This window comes from Microbacterium sp. NPDC056044 (assembly GCF_042267145.1).
Classification (GTDB): domain Bacteria; phylum Actinomycetota; class Actinomycetes; order Actinomycetales; family Microbacteriaceae; genus Microbacterium.
The window spans coordinates 502,110-516,481 of sequence record NZ_JBHJWZ010000003.1 but is presented as its reverse complement, the minus strand read 5'-3'; the positions used below and the strand labels follow the sequence as shown (position 1 = coordinate 516,481).

The 14,372-nt window shown below is 71.1% G+C and carries 14 protein-coding genes; 5 read left to right on the top strand and 9 right to left on the bottom strand.

The annotated features are described in order from the left end of the window. Positions 1-6 precede the first annotated feature (6 nt). Positions 7-1,806 carry a DUF2207 domain-containing protein gene (locus tag ACFC1I_RS11260; RefSeq protein ID WP_376008991.1) on the top strand — a complete coding sequence of 600 codons (1,800 nt, stop codon included), beginning with the start codon at positions 7-9 and terminating at the stop codon, positions 1,804-1,806. Positions 1,807-1,809: 3 nt separating this feature from the next. Here ACFC1I_RS11260 and ACFC1I_RS11255 read toward each other — a convergent pair whose 3' ends face one another. Genes ACFC1I_RS11255 through ACFC1I_RS11240 form a run of 4 tightly spaced genes read right to left on the bottom strand, consistent with a single transcriptional unit; the run spans position 1,810 to position 5,673 of the window. Then, positions 1,810-3,291: a cation acetate symporter gene (locus ACFC1I_RS11255; RefSeq protein WP_376008989.1), complete on the bottom strand. Its 1,482-nt coding sequence runs from the start codon at positions 3,289-3,291 to the stop codon at positions 1,810-1,812. Next, a complete protein-coding gene (locus ACFC1I_RS11250; protein ID WP_376008987.1) occupies positions 3,288-3,698 on the bottom strand; it encodes a hypothetical protein in 411 nt (136 codons plus the stop codon). Before ACFC1I_RS11250 ends, ACFC1I_RS11255 begins: the two co-directional genes overlap by 4 nt. Further along, positions 3,695-4,438 (bottom strand): LytR/AlgR family response regulator transcription factor, encoded by a 744-nt coding sequence (locus ACFC1I_RS11245; RefSeq protein WP_376008984.1) that lies wholly within the window; start codon positions 4,436-4,438, stop codon positions 3,695-3,697. Before ACFC1I_RS11245 ends, ACFC1I_RS11250 begins: the two co-directional genes overlap by 4 nt. Next, entirely contained in the window at positions 4,435-5,673 is a 1,239-nt protein-coding gene (locus tag ACFC1I_RS11240; RefSeq protein ID WP_376009370.1) for a sensor histidine kinase, read from the bottom strand. Before ACFC1I_RS11240 ends, ACFC1I_RS11245 begins: the two co-directional genes overlap by 4 nt. A gap of 179 nt (positions 5,674-5,852) precedes the next feature. Here ACFC1I_RS11240 and ACFC1I_RS11235 point away from each other — a divergent pair, with 179 nt between their 5' ends. Both ACFC1I_RS11235 and ACFC1I_RS11230 read left to right on the top strand, forming a co-directional pair. Then, the gene (locus ACFC1I_RS11235; protein WP_376008982.1) at positions 5,853-6,218 is read left to right on the top strand and encodes a DUF485 domain-containing protein; all 366 of its coding nucleotides are present in this window, start codon (positions 5,853-5,855) and stop codon (positions 6,216-6,218) included. Continuing rightward, positions 6,218-7,834, top strand: coding sequence for a cation acetate symporter (locus tag ACFC1I_RS11230; RefSeq protein WP_376008979.1), 1,617 nt, complete (start codon positions 6,218-6,220; stop codon positions 7,832-7,834). Before ACFC1I_RS11235 ends, ACFC1I_RS11230 begins: the two co-directional genes overlap by 1 nt. A 488-nt stretch (positions 7,835-8,322) precedes the next feature. Here the strand turns inward: ACFC1I_RS11230 and ACFC1I_RS11225 are convergent, their stop codons facing one another. Next, the gene (locus ACFC1I_RS11225) at positions 8,323-8,865 is read right to left on the bottom strand and encodes an NUDIX domain-containing protein (protein ID WP_376008976.1); all 543 of its coding nucleotides are present in this window, start codon (positions 8,863-8,865) and stop codon (positions 8,323-8,325) included. A gap of 127 nt (positions 8,866-8,992) precedes the next feature. Between ACFC1I_RS11225 and ACFC1I_RS11220 the strand changes: the two genes are divergently transcribed. Together ACFC1I_RS11220 and ACFC1I_RS11215 are read left to right on the top strand one after the other, a co-directional pair. Then, entirely contained in the window at positions 8,993-9,700 is a 708-nt protein-coding gene (locus ACFC1I_RS11220; protein ID WP_376008973.1) for a DUF899 domain-containing protein, read from the top strand. Positions 9,701-9,762: 62 nt separating this feature from the next. After that, a complete protein-coding gene (locus tag ACFC1I_RS11215) occupies positions 9,763-10,920 on the top strand; it encodes a DUF4232 domain-containing protein (RefSeq protein ID WP_376008971.1) in 1,158 nt (385 codons plus the stop codon). Positions 10,921-10,960: 40 nt separating this feature from the next. Here ACFC1I_RS11215 and ACFC1I_RS11210 read toward each other — a convergent pair whose 3' ends face one another. Genes ACFC1I_RS11210 through phnC form a run of 4 tightly spaced genes read right to left on the bottom strand, consistent with a single transcriptional unit; the run spans position 10,961 to position 14,370 of the window. Further along, a complete protein-coding gene (locus ACFC1I_RS11210; protein ID WP_376008968.1) occupies positions 10,961-11,833 on the bottom strand; it encodes a MurR/RpiR family transcriptional regulator in 873 nt (290 codons plus the stop codon). Beyond that, positions 11,814-12,701 carry a phosphonate ABC transporter, permease protein PhnE gene (gene phnE / locus ACFC1I_RS11205; RefSeq protein WP_376008966.1) on the bottom strand — a complete coding sequence of 296 codons (888 nt, stop codon included), beginning with the start codon at positions 12,699-12,701 and terminating at the stop codon, positions 11,814-11,816. Before phnE (ACFC1I_RS11205) ends, ACFC1I_RS11210 begins: the two co-directional genes overlap by 20 nt. After that, the gene (gene phnE, locus ACFC1I_RS11200; protein WP_376008963.1) at positions 12,698-13,546 is read right to left on the bottom strand and encodes a phosphonate ABC transporter, permease protein PhnE; all 849 of its coding nucleotides are present in this window, start codon (positions 13,544-13,546) and stop codon (positions 12,698-12,700) included. Before phnE (ACFC1I_RS11200) ends, phnE (ACFC1I_RS11205) begins: the two co-directional genes overlap by 4 nt. After that, positions 13,543-14,370 (bottom strand): phosphonate ABC transporter ATP-binding protein, encoded by an 828-nt coding sequence (gene phnC / locus ACFC1I_RS11195; protein ID WP_376008960.1) that lies wholly within the window; start codon positions 14,368-14,370, stop codon positions 13,543-13,545. The genes phnE (ACFC1I_RS11200) and phnC overlap by 4 nt, the downstream gene beginning before the upstream one ends. Positions 14,371-14,372 lie beyond the last annotated feature (2 nt).

Below are 14,372 nucleotides of genomic sequence, written 5' to 3'. Positions count from 1 at the left end.
GGCCCCATGGCGTCTTCTGCAGTCGCGTCGTGTCGCGCACGTCGTCTCGAGGTCGTGGGGCTGGTGCTCGCCCTGCTCGCCGGCGTGCTGCTCGCGGGACTGAACCCCGCCCCGGCGCACGCAGGCGTCGACGACTTCACGTTCGAGAGCCTCGACGTCGAGTACCAGCTCGGCCGCGCAGACGACGGCACGAGCACGGTCACCGTCGTCGAGACCTTCGTGGCGCTCTTCCCCGAGTCCGATCAGAACCGCGGCATGCGCCGCGAGATCCCCGAGACCTACCTGGGTGCGCCGCTGCACCCCGAGCTCGTCTCGGTCACCGACGAGACCGGTGCGCCGCGTGCCGTGGAGACGGAGTCCGAGGACGGCTTCTACCTCGTGACGTCGCGCGCCGACGACTTCGTGCACGGCCGGCAGACCTACGTCTTCACCTACACGCTCCAGAACGTGACGCGGTACTTCGCCGACACCGGCGTCGACGAGTTCTACTGGAACGTCAACGGGTTCGACTGGCGGCAGCCGTTCGGGCGCATCACGGCGCGCGTGACGATGCCCGACGACCTGGCAGACGCCCGCACCGGCGCGCAGGCCTGCTACGTCGGCTACCAGGGTTCGACAGACACGTGCCCGATCGACGACGTCGACGGGGCGTTGGTGGCGTCAGCCGAGAACGTGCTGCCGCATCAGAACATGACCATCGCCGTCGGATTCGCGCCCCAGACGTTCGTCGCATTCGACCCCGGCTACCTCGCGTCGCCGTGGGGATGGCTGCAGAGCGGCGTCGCGCTGGTCGGCCTCGGCACCGCGCTCGTGCTGGCGATCGTGATGCGCCGGCGGCACCTCCGCGACGACCCCGGCCGGCCCGTCATCATCGCGGAGTACACGCCGCCGCGCGGCATCGACGCCCTCGAGAGCGCCGTGCTGCTCGGCCACACCATGAAGGCGATCCCGGCCGAGGTGCTCGAGCAGGCGGTCGTGGGCAGCATCCGTATCGAAGAGGGCCCGCCGAAATGGTTCGGCGGCACGAAGCTGAAGGCCGTGCTCGTGGACCCGTCGCTCGCCGACGGGGACGGACGGATGCTGCTGCCCGGCCTCTTCCCGAAGGGCGTACCGGGTGAGGAGTTCGAGTTCGGCCGCAGCGACACGAGGTTCTCGACGACGGCGCAGAAGGTGCTGAAGGCGGCATCGGCGGAGCTGTCGGCCCGGGGGCTGCGACGCAAGGTGCCGGCGGGTGCGCGCGCCTGGCCGCTCGTCGTCGCGATCGGCTCGGCGGTGCTGGTGGTGCTCTTCGGGGTCGGCGCGCTGGTCGGGTACGTGACGCCGTGGGTGCCGATCGTGCTGATCATCGCGGCGGTGCTCGTCGCGCTGCTCGTGGGCGGGCTCGTCTCGCGCCGGCCGCTCACGGCCGTCGGAGCCGAGACGCGCGACCACCTGGCGGGGCTCAAGCAGTTCATCGAGTGGGCCGAGGCCGATCGCATCCGCATGCTGCAGTCGCCGCAGGGCGCCGAGCGCGTGCCCGTCGACGTCTCGGACCCGCGCGTCAAGCTGAAGCTGTACGAGACGCTGCTGCCGTACGCCGTGGTGTTCGGCCAGGAGAAGAAGTGGGCCGAAGAGCTCGCGGTGCTGTACGGGGCGGGCAGCTCGCCGGGCTGGTACGCGGGATCGAGCGGATTCAACGCCGCAGCCTTCTCGGCCGGCATCTCGAACCTGTCGTCGTCGGCGTCCTCGTCGTCGACCTCCGGCGGGTCGTCGGGCGGCGGCTCCTCGGGCGGAGGCGGTGGCGGCGGCGGAGGCGGCGGCGTCTGACGGTCAGGCTTCGCGTCCGGCCGGCGCAGTCGGTTCGGGCACGTGCAGTCGCGTGAGGAACCGGTCCGTCCCCTTCGGGATGCTGCGGCGATCGCCGAGCGAGACGACGACGGTCACCACCACGGCGACGGGCACGGTCCACGCGGCCGGCTGCTCGAGGAACGGGCGCAGGGTGGTGAGCGCGGGCCCGACGAGCCCGCCGCCGAGGATCGCGAGACCCGAGAGCACCGCGCCGGTGAGCATGCCGGCGATCGCCCCGCGGGCCGTGAGCCCGCGCCACCAGATGCCCAGGAGGAGCACGGGGCACAGCGTCGACGCGGTGAAGGCGAACACGAGCCCGACGCTGCCGGCCAGTCCCGCCGGCTCGGTGGCGAGCGCCACGACCAGCGGGACGAACGACGACAGCACCGCCGCGATGCGGAAGCCGCGCACGCTGCCGCCCAGCAGGTCCTGGCTGATCACGCCCGCGAGTGAGACGACCAGGCCCGACGACGTCGAGAGGAACGCGGCGAACGCCCCCGCGATGACGAGCGCCGTGAGCACGTCGCCCAGGGGGCCGGGAACGAGGCGGCCGGGCAGCAGCAGGATGAGCGCGTCGGCGTCGCCCGAGCCGGCGAGGTCGGGGGCGAACGCGCGGCCCAGGAATCCGAACGCCGTGGGGAACAGATAGAACACCGACAGCAGCACGAGCACGATGACGGTCGTACGGCGCGCGGCGACGCCGTCGGGGTTCGTGTAGAACCGCACGAGCACGTGGGGGAGTCCGAGCGTGCCGAGCAGCAGCGCCACCATGAGCGACACCGTGCGGTAGACCTGGAGGTCGCCCGGCCCGGCGCTCGGCGGGAACGCCTCGACCGGCGGCAGCGCGGGCTGCACGTCGCCGGCGAGCAGCAGGATCGCGACCACCGGGATCGCGAGCGCCGTGAGCTTCAGCCAGAACTGGAACGCCTGCACGAACGTGATCGAGCGCATGCCGCCCGCCGCGACGATCACCGCCACGATCACGGCGACGGCGACCGACCCCACCCACGCGGGAAGGCCCGTGGTGATGCGCACGGTGAGCGCCGCGCCCTGCAGCTGCGGCACGATGTAGAACCAGCCGATGACGATCACGAGCGTGCTCGTGACGCGGCGCGCCCACAGCGACTCGAGCCGGGCCTCGGTGAAGTCCGGGATCGTGTACGCGCCCGAGCGGCGCAGCGGCGCGGCCACGAACAGCAGCAGCATGAGGTAGCCGGCGGTGTACCCGATCGGGAACCACAGCGCCGACGATCCCGTGAGCAGGATGAGGCCGGCGATCCCCAGGAACGACGCCGCCGACAGGTACTCGCCGCCGATGGCCGACGCGTTCCACCACGGACGCACGGTGCGGCTCGCCACGTAGAAGTCGCTCGTGGTGCGCGAGACCCGCAGGCCGTAGAAGCCGATGAGCGCCGACGCCACGGCGACGGCGGCGATCGCGACGTAGCCGATGGCGGCGTTCACTCGTCCTCCGCGAGCGCCCGGTACCGCGCCTCGTTGCGCGAGGCCGCGCGCACGTAGAGCGCGCCGATCGTGATGGCGAGCGGGTAGACGCCGACCCCCAGCAGCAGCCACGACAGCGGCACACCGAGCACGAACGTCGCATCGAGCTGGGGCACCAGCGTGATCGCGAGCACGAACAGCGCGGTGGCGACAGCGAAGCCCAGCGCGAACACGATCCCGAGCCGCAGCTGCGAGCGGATGAGCGAGCGTACGTACACGCCGGCGATGTCGCTCGTGGGCCCTCCGTCTGCCTGCAGCGATGCGGAGCGGACGGATGCTGCGGCCGAGCCCGCGTGCGGCGCAGTCACGCGCACCCGGCCCCGGGCGGGCGTCGGCGCGTCCGGGGGGCCGGCTTCCGCCGGGGTCATGTGCGGGGCCTGATCGTGGTCGACTCGAGCCTCTCGCGGAGCGCCGGCAGGCACCGCCGGCTCACCGGCAGCTCGGCGCCGCCGACCGTGACGCTCGGGTGGTCGCCGCCCAGCCGGAGGCGCGCGAGGTGCGGGATCGCGACGAGGTACGAGCGGTGGATGCGCACGAACGCGTCGGCCCATTGGCGCTCGAGATCCGACATCGGCACCCGCACGAGGTAGCTCGCCTCCTCGGTGTGCAGCCGCGCGTAGTCGCCCTGGGCCTGCACGTAGCGCACCTCGTCGCGGCGGATCATGCGCGTCGTCCCGCCGAGCGTGACGGCGATGCGCTCCGCCTGAGCGGCGGTCGCAGCATCCGTCATCGGCGCAGCCTGCGCTTTCATCGCCTCGATGACGCGCGTGACCGAGCGGTGCAGCCGCTCCGTGCGCACGGGCTTCAGCAGGTAGTCGACCGCCGCCAGGTCGAAGGCCTCGAGCGCGCTCTCTTCGTCGGCGGTGACGAACACGAGGGCCGGCCGGCGCTCGAAGCGCTGCAGGGCGCGGGCGAGATCGAACCCGCTGAGGCCCGGCATGTGGATGTCGAGGAACGCGGCGTCGACGCTCTCGCGCGTGAGCAGCCGGATCGCCTCGGCGCCCGACGACGCCTGGTGGATGACGCCGATGCGCGGATCCTGGCCGAGCAGGAACGCGAGCTCGTCGATCGCCGGCTGCTCGTCGTCGGCGATGAGCACCGAGATCACGGTTCGCGCCTCCGCTCGGGGCGCTCGAGGGTCGCCGTCGCACGGACGGGACCGGTGGATGCCGCGACCCGGCCGGGCTGCGACTTCGGCACCCTCATCCGCACCAGCGTGCCGGAGCCGACGTTGGTCTCGACGACGAGTCCGTGCTCGTCGCCGTAGACCTGCCGCAGCCGCGCGTCGACGTTGCGCAGTCCCACGTGCGCGCCCGGCGCGCCGCCGGCGAGGGCGCGCTCGAGCACGACCGGGTCGATGCCGACGCCGTCGTCCTCGACGCTGATCTCGGCGAACGCGCCCTGGTCGGAGGCTTCGATCGTGATGCGTCCGCCACCCTCCTTGCCCTCGAGCCCGTGGCGCACCGCGTTCTCGACGAGGGGCTGGATCGACAGGAACGGCACCACCGTCGAGAGCACCTCGGGGGCGACCTGGAGCGTCACTTTCAGGCGATCGCCGAACCGCGCCCGCTCGAGCTCGAGGTAGCTGTCGATCGAGCGGAGCTCTTCGGCGACCGTGGTGAAGTCGCCGTGCCGGCGGAACGAGTACCTCGTGAAGTCCGCGAATTCGAGAACCAGGTCGCGCGCCTTCGCCGGGTCGGTGTTGATGAACGAGGCGATCGCGTTGAGCGAGTTGTAGATGAAGTGCGGGCTGATCTGGGCGCGCAGCGCCCGCACCTCGGCCTCGGCGAGCGCGGCCCGTGAGGCGTCGAGCTCGCCGAGCTCCACCTGGGCCGCGACCCAGTCCGCCACCTCGCCGGTCGCGCGCACGAGCCCTGCCCGCACGCGCGGCGCGAACGCGACGATGGCCCCGGCGGGCGCCCCTGCGGCGATGATCGGTGCGGCCACGGCATCCGTCTCCTGTTCGCCGATGCGGGCACGACGCTGCATCTGTGGGCGACGCGACGTGAGGGCCTCGGCGGCCAGCCGCCCGGCGACCTCGCGGACGGCGTCGTCGCCCTCGACGGTCACGGTGCCGGCGGCGTCGACGAGCGCGAGCGTCTCGCACCCCAGGAGGGCTCTGAGGTGGCGTCCGGCGCGCGTCGCGTCGCCCTCGGCGATGCCGCCGCGCAGGTGCGTGGCGGCGCGGCTCGCGAGATGGAGGGTCTGGTACGTCGCCTGTTCGACGTCGGTGCCGAGGTCTTTCGACGCCACCACGATGCGCCGGAGCAGAATGACCACGCCGACCGCAAGAGCCCCGGCGAGGACGCCGGCGGCAGCGGCGAGCAGCATCGACTCGGGCATGCGGCCAGCGTAGTCGTCGTTCGTCGTGACCCGGCCGCCGTTCGTCGCACCGTCGACACCGCTCACCGACGACGAACGGCGCACGCCTGCGGCTGCTCCGCGCGAGGACGAGCATGGTCGCACTGTCAACGCAGCGGCGCGGCCGACGGGCGCGCCGATCCCCTCGAAGGAGAGACGCCATGGGCAACGAGGCCCCCAGCGCCACGACGAACCTCGATGAGGTCGACTACGGCGCGGTGCAAGCATCCCCCGAATTCCAGAAGCTCCGGCGCACCCATCGGAGCTTCGTCTTCCCCGTGCTGGGCGCGTGCCTGGCCTGGTACCTCGCGTACGTGCTGCTCGCGAGCTACGCCCACGACTTCATGTCGACCCGGGTGTTCGGCAGCGTCAACGTCGCGATGGTCCTCGGCATGGCGCAGGTCGTCACGACCTTCGCCGTGACCACCTGGTACGTCCACTACGCCAACAAGCGGCTCGACCCACTCGCGGGCGAGATCCGCGACGAGATCGAGACCGGCAAGTTCGAGAAGGAAGGGGCACGCTGATGCGCGGCTTCATGGAAGCGGCGACCACGTCGCCCGGCGAGCCCTGGCTCAACATCGCCATCTTCGGCGCGTTCGTCGCGGTCACGATGGTGATCGTGTTCCGCGCCAGCCGCAACAATAAGACCGCCGCCGACTACTACGCCGCGGGGCGCTCGTTCACCGGCGGCCAGAACGGCTCGGCGATCGCCGGCGACTACCTGTCGGCGGCGTCGTTCCTCGGCATCGTCGGCGCGATCGCGATGACCGGCTACGACGGGTTCCTGTACTCGATCGGCTTCCTCGTCGCGTGGCTCGTCGCGCTGCTGCTCGTGGCCGAGCTGCTGCGCAACACCGGCAAGTTCACGATGGCCGATGTGCTGTCGTTCCGTCTCAAGCAGCGCCCGGTGCGCATCGCGGCGGCGACCACGACCCTCGTGGTGTGCTTCTTCTACCTGCTCGCGCAGATGGCGGGCGCCGGTGGCCTGGTGTCGCTGCTGCTCGGCATCGGCGACCAGCTCGGCCAGGCCGTCGTCATCACGGTGGTCGGCGCGCTCATGATCCTCTACGTGCTCATCGGCGGCATGAAGGGCACCACGTGGGTGCAGATCATCAAGGCCGTCCTGCTCATCGCGGGCGCCGGCGTCATGACCGTGTGGGTGCTCGCGCTCAACGGCTTCGACTTCTCGGCGCTGCTCGACAAGGCCGTGGCCGTCGCCGAGAACCCGGCGATCCTCGACCCGGGCCTCAAGTACGGCGTGTCCGACACCTCGAAGATCGACTTCCTGTCGCTCGGCCTCGCGCTGGTGCTCGGCACCGCGGCCCTGCCGCACGTGCTGATGCGCTTCTACACCGTGCCGACCGCCAAGGAGGCGCGCAAGTCGGTGGTGTGGGCGATCTGGCTCATCGGCATCTTCTACGTGTTCACGCTGGTGCTCGGCTACGGTGCGGCAGCCCTCGTCGGCCCCGCGGTCATCGCGGCTGCGCCCGGCGGCCCGAACTCGGCGGCGCCGCTCCTCGCGTTCTCGCTCGGGGGACCACTGCTGCTCGGTCTCATCTCGGCGATCGCGTTCGCGACGATCCTCGCGGTCGTCGCCGGCCTCACGATCACCGCGGCCGCGTCGTTCGCGCACGACATCTACGCGTCGGTCGTGAAGAAGGGCAAGCCCGAGCCGGGCGCGGAGGTCAAGGTCGCGCGCCGCACGGTGGTCATCATCGGCATCGTCGCGATCATCGGCGGCATCGGCGCAAACGGGCAGAACGTCGCGTTCCTGGTGGCGCTCGCGTTCGCCGTCGCGGCATCGGCCAACCTGCCGACGATCGTCTACTCGCTGTTCTGGAAGCGATTCACCACCAAGGGCGCGCTGTGGAGCATGTACGGCGGCCTCGCCTCGGCGATCCTGCTCATCGTGTTCTCGCCGGTGGTCTCGGGTTCCGAGACGTCGATGCTCAAGACCGACGCGATCGACTTCGCGTGGTTCCCGCTGTCGAACCCGGGCATCGTCTCGATCCCGCTCGCCTTCTTCCTGGGCTGGATCGTGAGCGTGCTCGACAAGACGCCGGAAGACCCGAAGAAGCAGTCCGAGATGGAGGTGCGCTCGCTCACCGGCATCGGCGCCGAGAAGGCGGTGAACCACTAGCGCAGAGGGCAAGAGTAAGGGCCGGTCGGAGAGGCTACCGACCGGCCCTTGTCCCTTGCACCAAGAGTGTCCTGCAATCACATGTCGGTAGCTGCCACAGCAAAACAACTACCGTGCGAGCACTCTATAACGGTGAGGTAACGCTGAGCAAGGGTTTTCTGTGATCTTTTCGTGATCTTCCCAGACTTGCCTACGTTGCCGGGCGCCAGCCCGTCGGAGAGGCATCGCCGATGCGAGGGCGGAAAGCGGAGACGGCCTGGTCGCAAGGCAAAAGTGAAGGGCCGGTCGGAGAGGCTACCGACCGGCCCTTGTCCCTTGCACCAAGAGTGTCCTGCAATCACATGCCGGTAGCTGCCACAGCAAAACAACTACCGTGCCAGCACTCTATAACGGCCAGATAACGCTGGCAAGAGTCCGCCGTTATGTTTTCGTGATCAGTTTCCTGGGAGCCTCACGGTCCCCTTCGGCGGGCTCCTCGGAAGGCGGACTCAGCGGAATCTGCCGAGGTGGATCCCGGCGAACGCGAGTGCGGCGATCGTCTCGCCGTCGGTGATCCTGCCCGCTGCGACGAGGGCGAGGACGTCGGCGAACGGCATCCACCGCACCTCGTCGATGCCCTCTTCGCCTTGCGAGCGCGCGGCATCGGTCACGCGCTGCAGGCCCTGCGCGAGATAGACGTGCTCGGGGGCGTTCGCGATGCCGTTGAGGGCGTTCATGCGGCCGAGCGGCGTCCATCGGGATGCCGCGTACCCGGTCTCCTCCGCGAGCTCGCGCTGCGCCGCGACGAGTGCATCCTCACCGTCGGATCCGCCGGCGGGTACCTCGAGCGACATCTCGCCGGTGGCATAGCGGGGGAGGGAGATGAGGCACACGCGGTCGTCCTCGTCGAGCGCGACGACGAAGACAGCGGGATGCCGCATGTCGACGACGCCGTAGATGCCCGCGCCGTGCGGGCCGACCACGTCGTCCTCGCGCACCCGGATCCACCGGTTCTCGTACACGGTGCGCGACGCGGTCGTCTTCCAGCCCATGCACGCCACCCTACGGCGGTGGTGCGCGGCCGATCACGACGCTGACCGCGGGTGCGGGCAAGGCCCTTGACCGCGGCATCCAGATGTGTACAGTGTCAACATACGCAACCGACACTCGGAGGTTCCGATGCAGAGCACGACCCCTCACGCCCTTCCGCCCGTCGTCGATGCCGAGACGTGGCGCCGCGAGCTCGACGAGCTGCGCGTGCGCGAGAAGGCGGCGACGCGCGAACTCGATGCCATCGCGGCCCAGCGCCGGCGGCTGCCGATGGTCGAGCTGCCCGACTACACGCTGATGGGGGAGTACGGCCCGGTGCGCCTCGTCGACGTGTTCGAGGGCAAGTCGCAGCTCATCGTCTACAACCACATGTGGTTCGAGGGGAAGGCGTGGCACTGCCCGGGCTGCACGGGTTACACATCGCAGTTCACGCGCCTCGACTTCCTCGACGCGTACGACGCCCGGTTCGTCATCGTGACGCAGGGCCCGATCGATGAGGCGCTCGAGTACAAGGAGCGCACCGGCAACCGCATGGACTGGTTCTCGACGGCCGGCAGCAGCTTCGGCGCCGACGTCGACGCCCCGGCCGGCGGCGGGTTCGCCGTCAACGTCTTCCTCCGCGACGGCGACACGGTGTATCGCACGTGGCACACGAACGGCCGCGGCACCGAGCAGCTGAGCCACACCTTCCCGCTCATGGACGTGCTCCCGTACGGCCGGCAGGAGGAATGGCAGGACTCGCCCGAGGGCTGGCCGAAGTCCGACACCTTCGACGGCTGGTTCACCTCGCAGAAGGTCGCGGAGCTGTACGGCCCGGGCGCGCACACCCACGCCTAGGGGGATGGATGCCGCGACCCGCGGCTGCGGCCGGGTCGCGGCATCCGTCAGTATGTGAGGTGATGAGCACTCCCTCGCGCGCCTCCCGCCCCACGTGGGCAGCATTCGTCCCAGGTCTCGTGGCGGGGGTGCTCTGGCTCCTCATCGCCGGCGTCCGCGGCGCGTTCCGCCAGATCCAGGGCGGGGCTGCGCAGCTCGGCACGCTCGTGCCCGACGTCGTGCCCCTCGGCCTGTGGGGCTGGCCCGGCGCCTGGACGACCGTCGGCCTGGCGCTGAGTGCACTCGCCATCGTCGTCTGCCACACGCTGTACGCGCAGCTCGTCGCGCGCGGACTCCTCGGCGCGTGGTTCGCGACAGTCGCCGCCGGCGCGACGGTCGGACTCGCGCTCGACCTCGTCGACACGTGGGACTCGCTCGCGATGTTCGGCGCGCGGGGCCTGCTGACCGGCGAGTTCGGCGCGACCGCCGCGGCGGGCGCGCTCTGGGGACTCGTGATCGGATGGATGCCGGGGCTCATCGCCGCCCGCATCGCACGGTCATCGTCGGACACAGCTGGGGCCGAGCCGCCGCGGCGTCGCGGCCGGCTCGTGGCTGCCGCGGCGGCGGCGATCGTCGCGCTGGTCGCCGGCGGGCTCGCGGGAGAGGCCGCCGAACGCGCCGACATCGCCGCGCAGGTCGAGGCGCAGCGCGCGATCGACGCGCAGACGAGCTTCGGAGCGCCGCCCGACCCGGGCGCGCAGGGCGAGCCGGTGCCGGAGACGGCGGACGTGGCATCCGTCGCGCTCGAGCCGAACTGGTGCACCCCCGAGAAGGCGACAGTGCTCAAGGGGGAGCCCGACGCAGCTACCGGCCATCGCGGCATGCCGATCCGGCTCATGAACTTCTCGGACGAGCCCTGCGTGATCGAGGGCTATCCCGACGTCGCGTTCGGTGACCAGAACGCCCACTTGCTCGACGTGACAGTCGAGCAGGGCGGGTCGTTCATGGCGCAGGATCCCGGTGCGCAGCGCATCGAGGTGCCTGCCGGCGGCTACGCCGTGACGTACCTCGGGTGGGATGCGGCCTCGCCGCACGGCGCGCTGGTGACCAAGACCGTCTACGCGGCGCCGACGGCCGGCATGGTGCGCGGGTCGTGGCCGATCGACCTCGACATCGTGGAGGGGGCGACGGTCGCCGTCACCGCGTGGGCGATCGACCCGAACCCGTTCCCCACGAACTGACCGTGCCGTGCTCCGAGGCGGATGATCCCCGCCGCGGAGCTCAGCCGGCGGAGTGCTCCGAGATCGACCCGCTGATCACGGCGAGCGTCGCCGACTGCGCCGCCTGCGCGCGGGCACCCCGACGTGCGACCAGGAGGCCGACCACCGACTCGGTGAAGAGCATGAGCGCGGCGCGGGAGGTGTGCACGAGCTCGTCGCGGAACGAGCCCTCGATCGGGGCGACGACGAGGGCGATGTCGGCGAGCGCCGCCGCGGCCGACCGCGGGAAGTAGGTGATCGCGAGCACGGTCGCGCCGCTCGCGCGCGCCGCGGTCATGACATCGATCGACGCGCGGTTGGCGCCCGACCCCGTCAGCACGAGGCACGCCGAACCCGGACCGAGCTGCGTCGCCGCGATCTGCTGGCCGAGGGTGTCGGGCAGGTACTCGGCGGGGCGACCCGCCGACACCAGCCGCATCGCGAGGTCGAGGCCGAGCGGCGACGACAGGCCGTTGGCTGCGACGAGCAGGCGCGGCGCGTCGTCGAGCACGCCGACGAACTGCTCGAGGCTCTCTTCGGTCACCGCCGAGACGGTGTTCCCGAGCCGTGCAGCGAAGCGGTCGAAGGCGCCGCGGAGGGTGCCGACCATCGTCTCGTCGGCCGCGTCACCCGCCACCGGCACGCCGATCGCGACTTCGCGCGTGAGGGCGACGCGCAACTGCGGATAGCCGTCGTAGCCGAGCGATTGGGCGGTGCGGATCACCGTCGCCCGGCCGACGCCGACGAGGTCGGCGACCTCCTGGGCGGTGCGCTCGATGCTCGCCTCGATGTCGCCGGCGATCGCGTCGGCGACGCGGCGCTCGCTCGGCTGAAGCGAGGGCGCGAGCATCGCGATGCGCGCGGTCGGCGGTGCGTCAGGCGACCCGGTCCACATCGCGGCTCCTCGTTCCTTGGGGCGTCGGGGTGGGGGCGGGGCGCGTCCTCGCGGTGCTCCGCGGCGGGCGCGCGCCCTGGGTGATGCGTCGCCGGATCGCGCCCGAGATCGCGTCCATCGTCATCGTCGCCACGACGACCACGATCAGCAGCATCCCGACGGTATCCCACTCGCGGTAGTTGGTGTAGTTCGCGAGCATGCTGCCGATTCCGCCGGCGCCGACGAGTCCGAGCACCGCCGACGTGCGGATGTTGATCTCGAAGCGGTACAGCGCGAACGACATGAAGGCCGGTGCGGCCGCGGGCCACAGCGCCCAGCGGGCGACCTCCGACGTGCTGCCGCCGGCGGCGCGGACCGCCTCGGAGGCGCCCTCCTGCACCGACTCGACGGTCTCGTAGGTCCACTTGCCCTGGGTGCCGATGCCCGCGATGCCGAGCGCCAGTGCGCCGGTGAACGGCGTGAGGCCCGTGATCGTGAGGAGGATCAGCGCGATGATCACTTCGGGAACAGCCCGGATCACCGCGAAGACCCCGCGCAGAGGCATCCGGATCCATACCGGTCCCACCCCGCGGGCCGCGAGCATGCCGAGGGGCACCGCCGCGAGGACGCACAGGATCGCCCCGATCCACGCCATCGAGATCGACCGCCACATCTCGAACAGGGCGCGGGGGAGCTTCTCCCAGTTCGGGTTCTCGAACATGAGCACGCAATAGTGCCAGATCTGCGCCGGCACCGACGCGAGGTCGCTCCAGTCGATCGGCAGCCCGACGACGGCGAACAGCACGATGACGCCGACGACCACCGCGGTGAGCGTGGGGACGAGGCGCGAGGGGCGCGGTGGCACGACCCTGGTGAACGAGGTGGTCATACCAGGCGCCTCCGCAGCAGGTTCGACGCGATCTCGATGAGCACGACGACCACGAGGATCTCGAGCACGATCACCGCGACGTCGTCGTAGGCGTAGAACGCGCGGCGCTCGTCGAGGAGCCGCCCGATGCCGCCGGCGCCGACGATGCCGAGGATCGCCGAGATGCGCACGTTGAGTTCGAGCGTGTACAGCCACTGGTTCGCGAACAGCGGCCACGACTGCGGGAGCGCGGTGACCCGGTTGATCTGCGTCTGCGAGCCGCCGGCGGCGCGCCCGGCCTCCATATAGGAGTGGTCGGACGAGTCGATCGCCTCCGACACGAGCTTCACGATGATGCCGATGTCGAAGAGGAACAGCGTCAAGAGGCCCGGGAGCGCGCCCACGCCGACCATCGCCACGAGGATCGTGGCGTAGACGAGGTCGGGCACCGCGCGCACCACGTTGATGACGGCGCGGAGGAGGCGGCGCGACAGCGCGTTCGGGTTGGTCGGCGCCGCCGCCCACAGGGTGAGCGGCACCGACACGAGTGCCGCCGCGACGGCGCCCACCAGCGCCATCTGCAGCGTCTCGATCATCGGCCCGATCGTGCGCGGCAGGAACGAGAAGTCGGGCTGGAACAGCTGCGCCATGAGGCCCGACCCGTTGTCCCAGTTGCTGATGAGGGCGCCGAAGTCGAGCTGCACGCCGCCGATCGCGGGCAGGCAGGCCGCGATCGTGAACGCCGCGAACGCGCCGACGACGAGCGCGGTGCGCAGGCGCGTGGTGGGCTTGGGCGGCAGCGCGATCTCGGCGGGGACGGCGTCTCGCCCGGTCCCGCGCCTGGTCGGGATCGTGGTCGTGCTCACGAGCCCAGCCGATCCTGAGGCTGGATGGGGCGGCCGTAGATCGTCTCGAAGTCGTGCTCGGTGGCGTCGGCGGCCGAGCCGTCGTAGACGAGTTCGCCGTCGCGGAGCCCGATCATGCGCGTCGTGTAGGTGCGGGCGAGGTCCATCAGGTGGATGTTGACGAGCACCGTGAGCCCCTCGTCGGCGTTCACCCGGCGCAGGTCATTCATGACGGCGTGCGCGGTGGGCGGGTCGAGGCTCGCGACCGGCTCGTCGGCGAGCATCACGCTCGGCTCCTGCGTGAGGGCTCGGGCGATCGCCACGCGCTGCTTCTGGCCGCCCGAGAGCTGGGAGGCACGCGTCCAGACCTTCTCGAGCATGCCGACCGACTGCAGCGACCGCAGGGCGAGGTCGCGGTCGTGCGCGGTCGTGATGCCGAGGAGCGTCCGATACGTGGGCGTGTGGGCGAAGCGGCCGACGAGCACGTTGCGGTAGACGTTGGTGCGGTCGGCGAGGTTGAAGCCCTGGAAGATCATGCCGATGTGGCCGCGAAGCTGCCGGAGCCGGTGCCCCCGCAGGCCGGTGACGGTGTGCGGGCCGACGGTGACCGTGCCGCTGGTCGCCGGGACGAGCCCGTTGATCGTGCGGATGAGCGTCGACTTGCCCGACCCCGACAGCCCGACGATCGACACCATCTCGCCGGCGGCGATGTCGAGCGAGACGCCGCGGAGCGCGCGTGTGCCGTTGGGGTAGGTCACCGACACGTCGTCGAGACGGATCGACCACGACGCGGAGGCCGAGGGGCGAGCCCCGGCCTCCGCGCGCTGCAGTTCAGTGTGCTGCACCG

Excerpts from the sequence above, each read along its gene's own strand:
- ACFC1I_RS11225 (WP_376008976.1), bottom strand. The coding sequence starts at position 8,865 with ATGGGCTGGAAGACGACCGCGTCGCGCACCGTGTACGAGAACCGGTGG.
- ACFC1I_RS11260 (WP_376008991.1), top strand. The coding sequence starts at position 7 with ATGGCGTCTTCTGCAGTCGCGTCGTGTCGCGCACGTCGTCTCGAGGTC.
- phnE (WP_376008966.1), bottom strand. The coding sequence starts at position 12,701 with ATGACCACCTCGTTCACCAGGGTCGTGCCACCGCGCCCCTCGCGCCTC.
- ACFC1I_RS11230 (WP_376008979.1), top strand. The coding sequence starts at position 6,218 with ATGCGCGGCTTCATGGAAGCGGCGACCACGTCGCCCGGCGAGCCCTGG.
- ACFC1I_RS11220 (WP_376008973.1), top strand. The coding sequence starts at position 8,993 with ATGCAGAGCACGACCCCTCACGCCCTTCCGCCCGTCGTCGATGCCGAG.
- ACFC1I_RS11240 (WP_376009370.1), bottom strand. The coding sequence starts at position 5,673 with ATGCCCGAGTCGATGCTGCTCGCCGCTGCCGCCGGCGTCCTCGCCGGG.
- ACFC1I_RS11235 (WP_376008982.1), top strand. The coding sequence starts at position 5,853 with ATGGGCAACGAGGCCCCCAGCGCCACGACGAACCTCGATGAGGTCGAC.
- ACFC1I_RS11210 (WP_376008968.1), bottom strand. The coding sequence starts at position 11,833 with ATGTGGACCGGGTCGCCTGACGCACCGCCGACCGCGCGCATCGCGATG.
- ACFC1I_RS11250 (WP_376008987.1), bottom strand. The coding sequence starts at position 3,698 with ATGACCCCGGCGGAAGCCGGCCCCCCGGACGCGCCGACGCCCGCCCGG.
- ACFC1I_RS11215 (WP_376008971.1), top strand. The coding sequence starts at position 9,763 with ATGAGCACTCCCTCGCGCGCCTCCCGCCCCACGTGGGCAGCATTCGTC.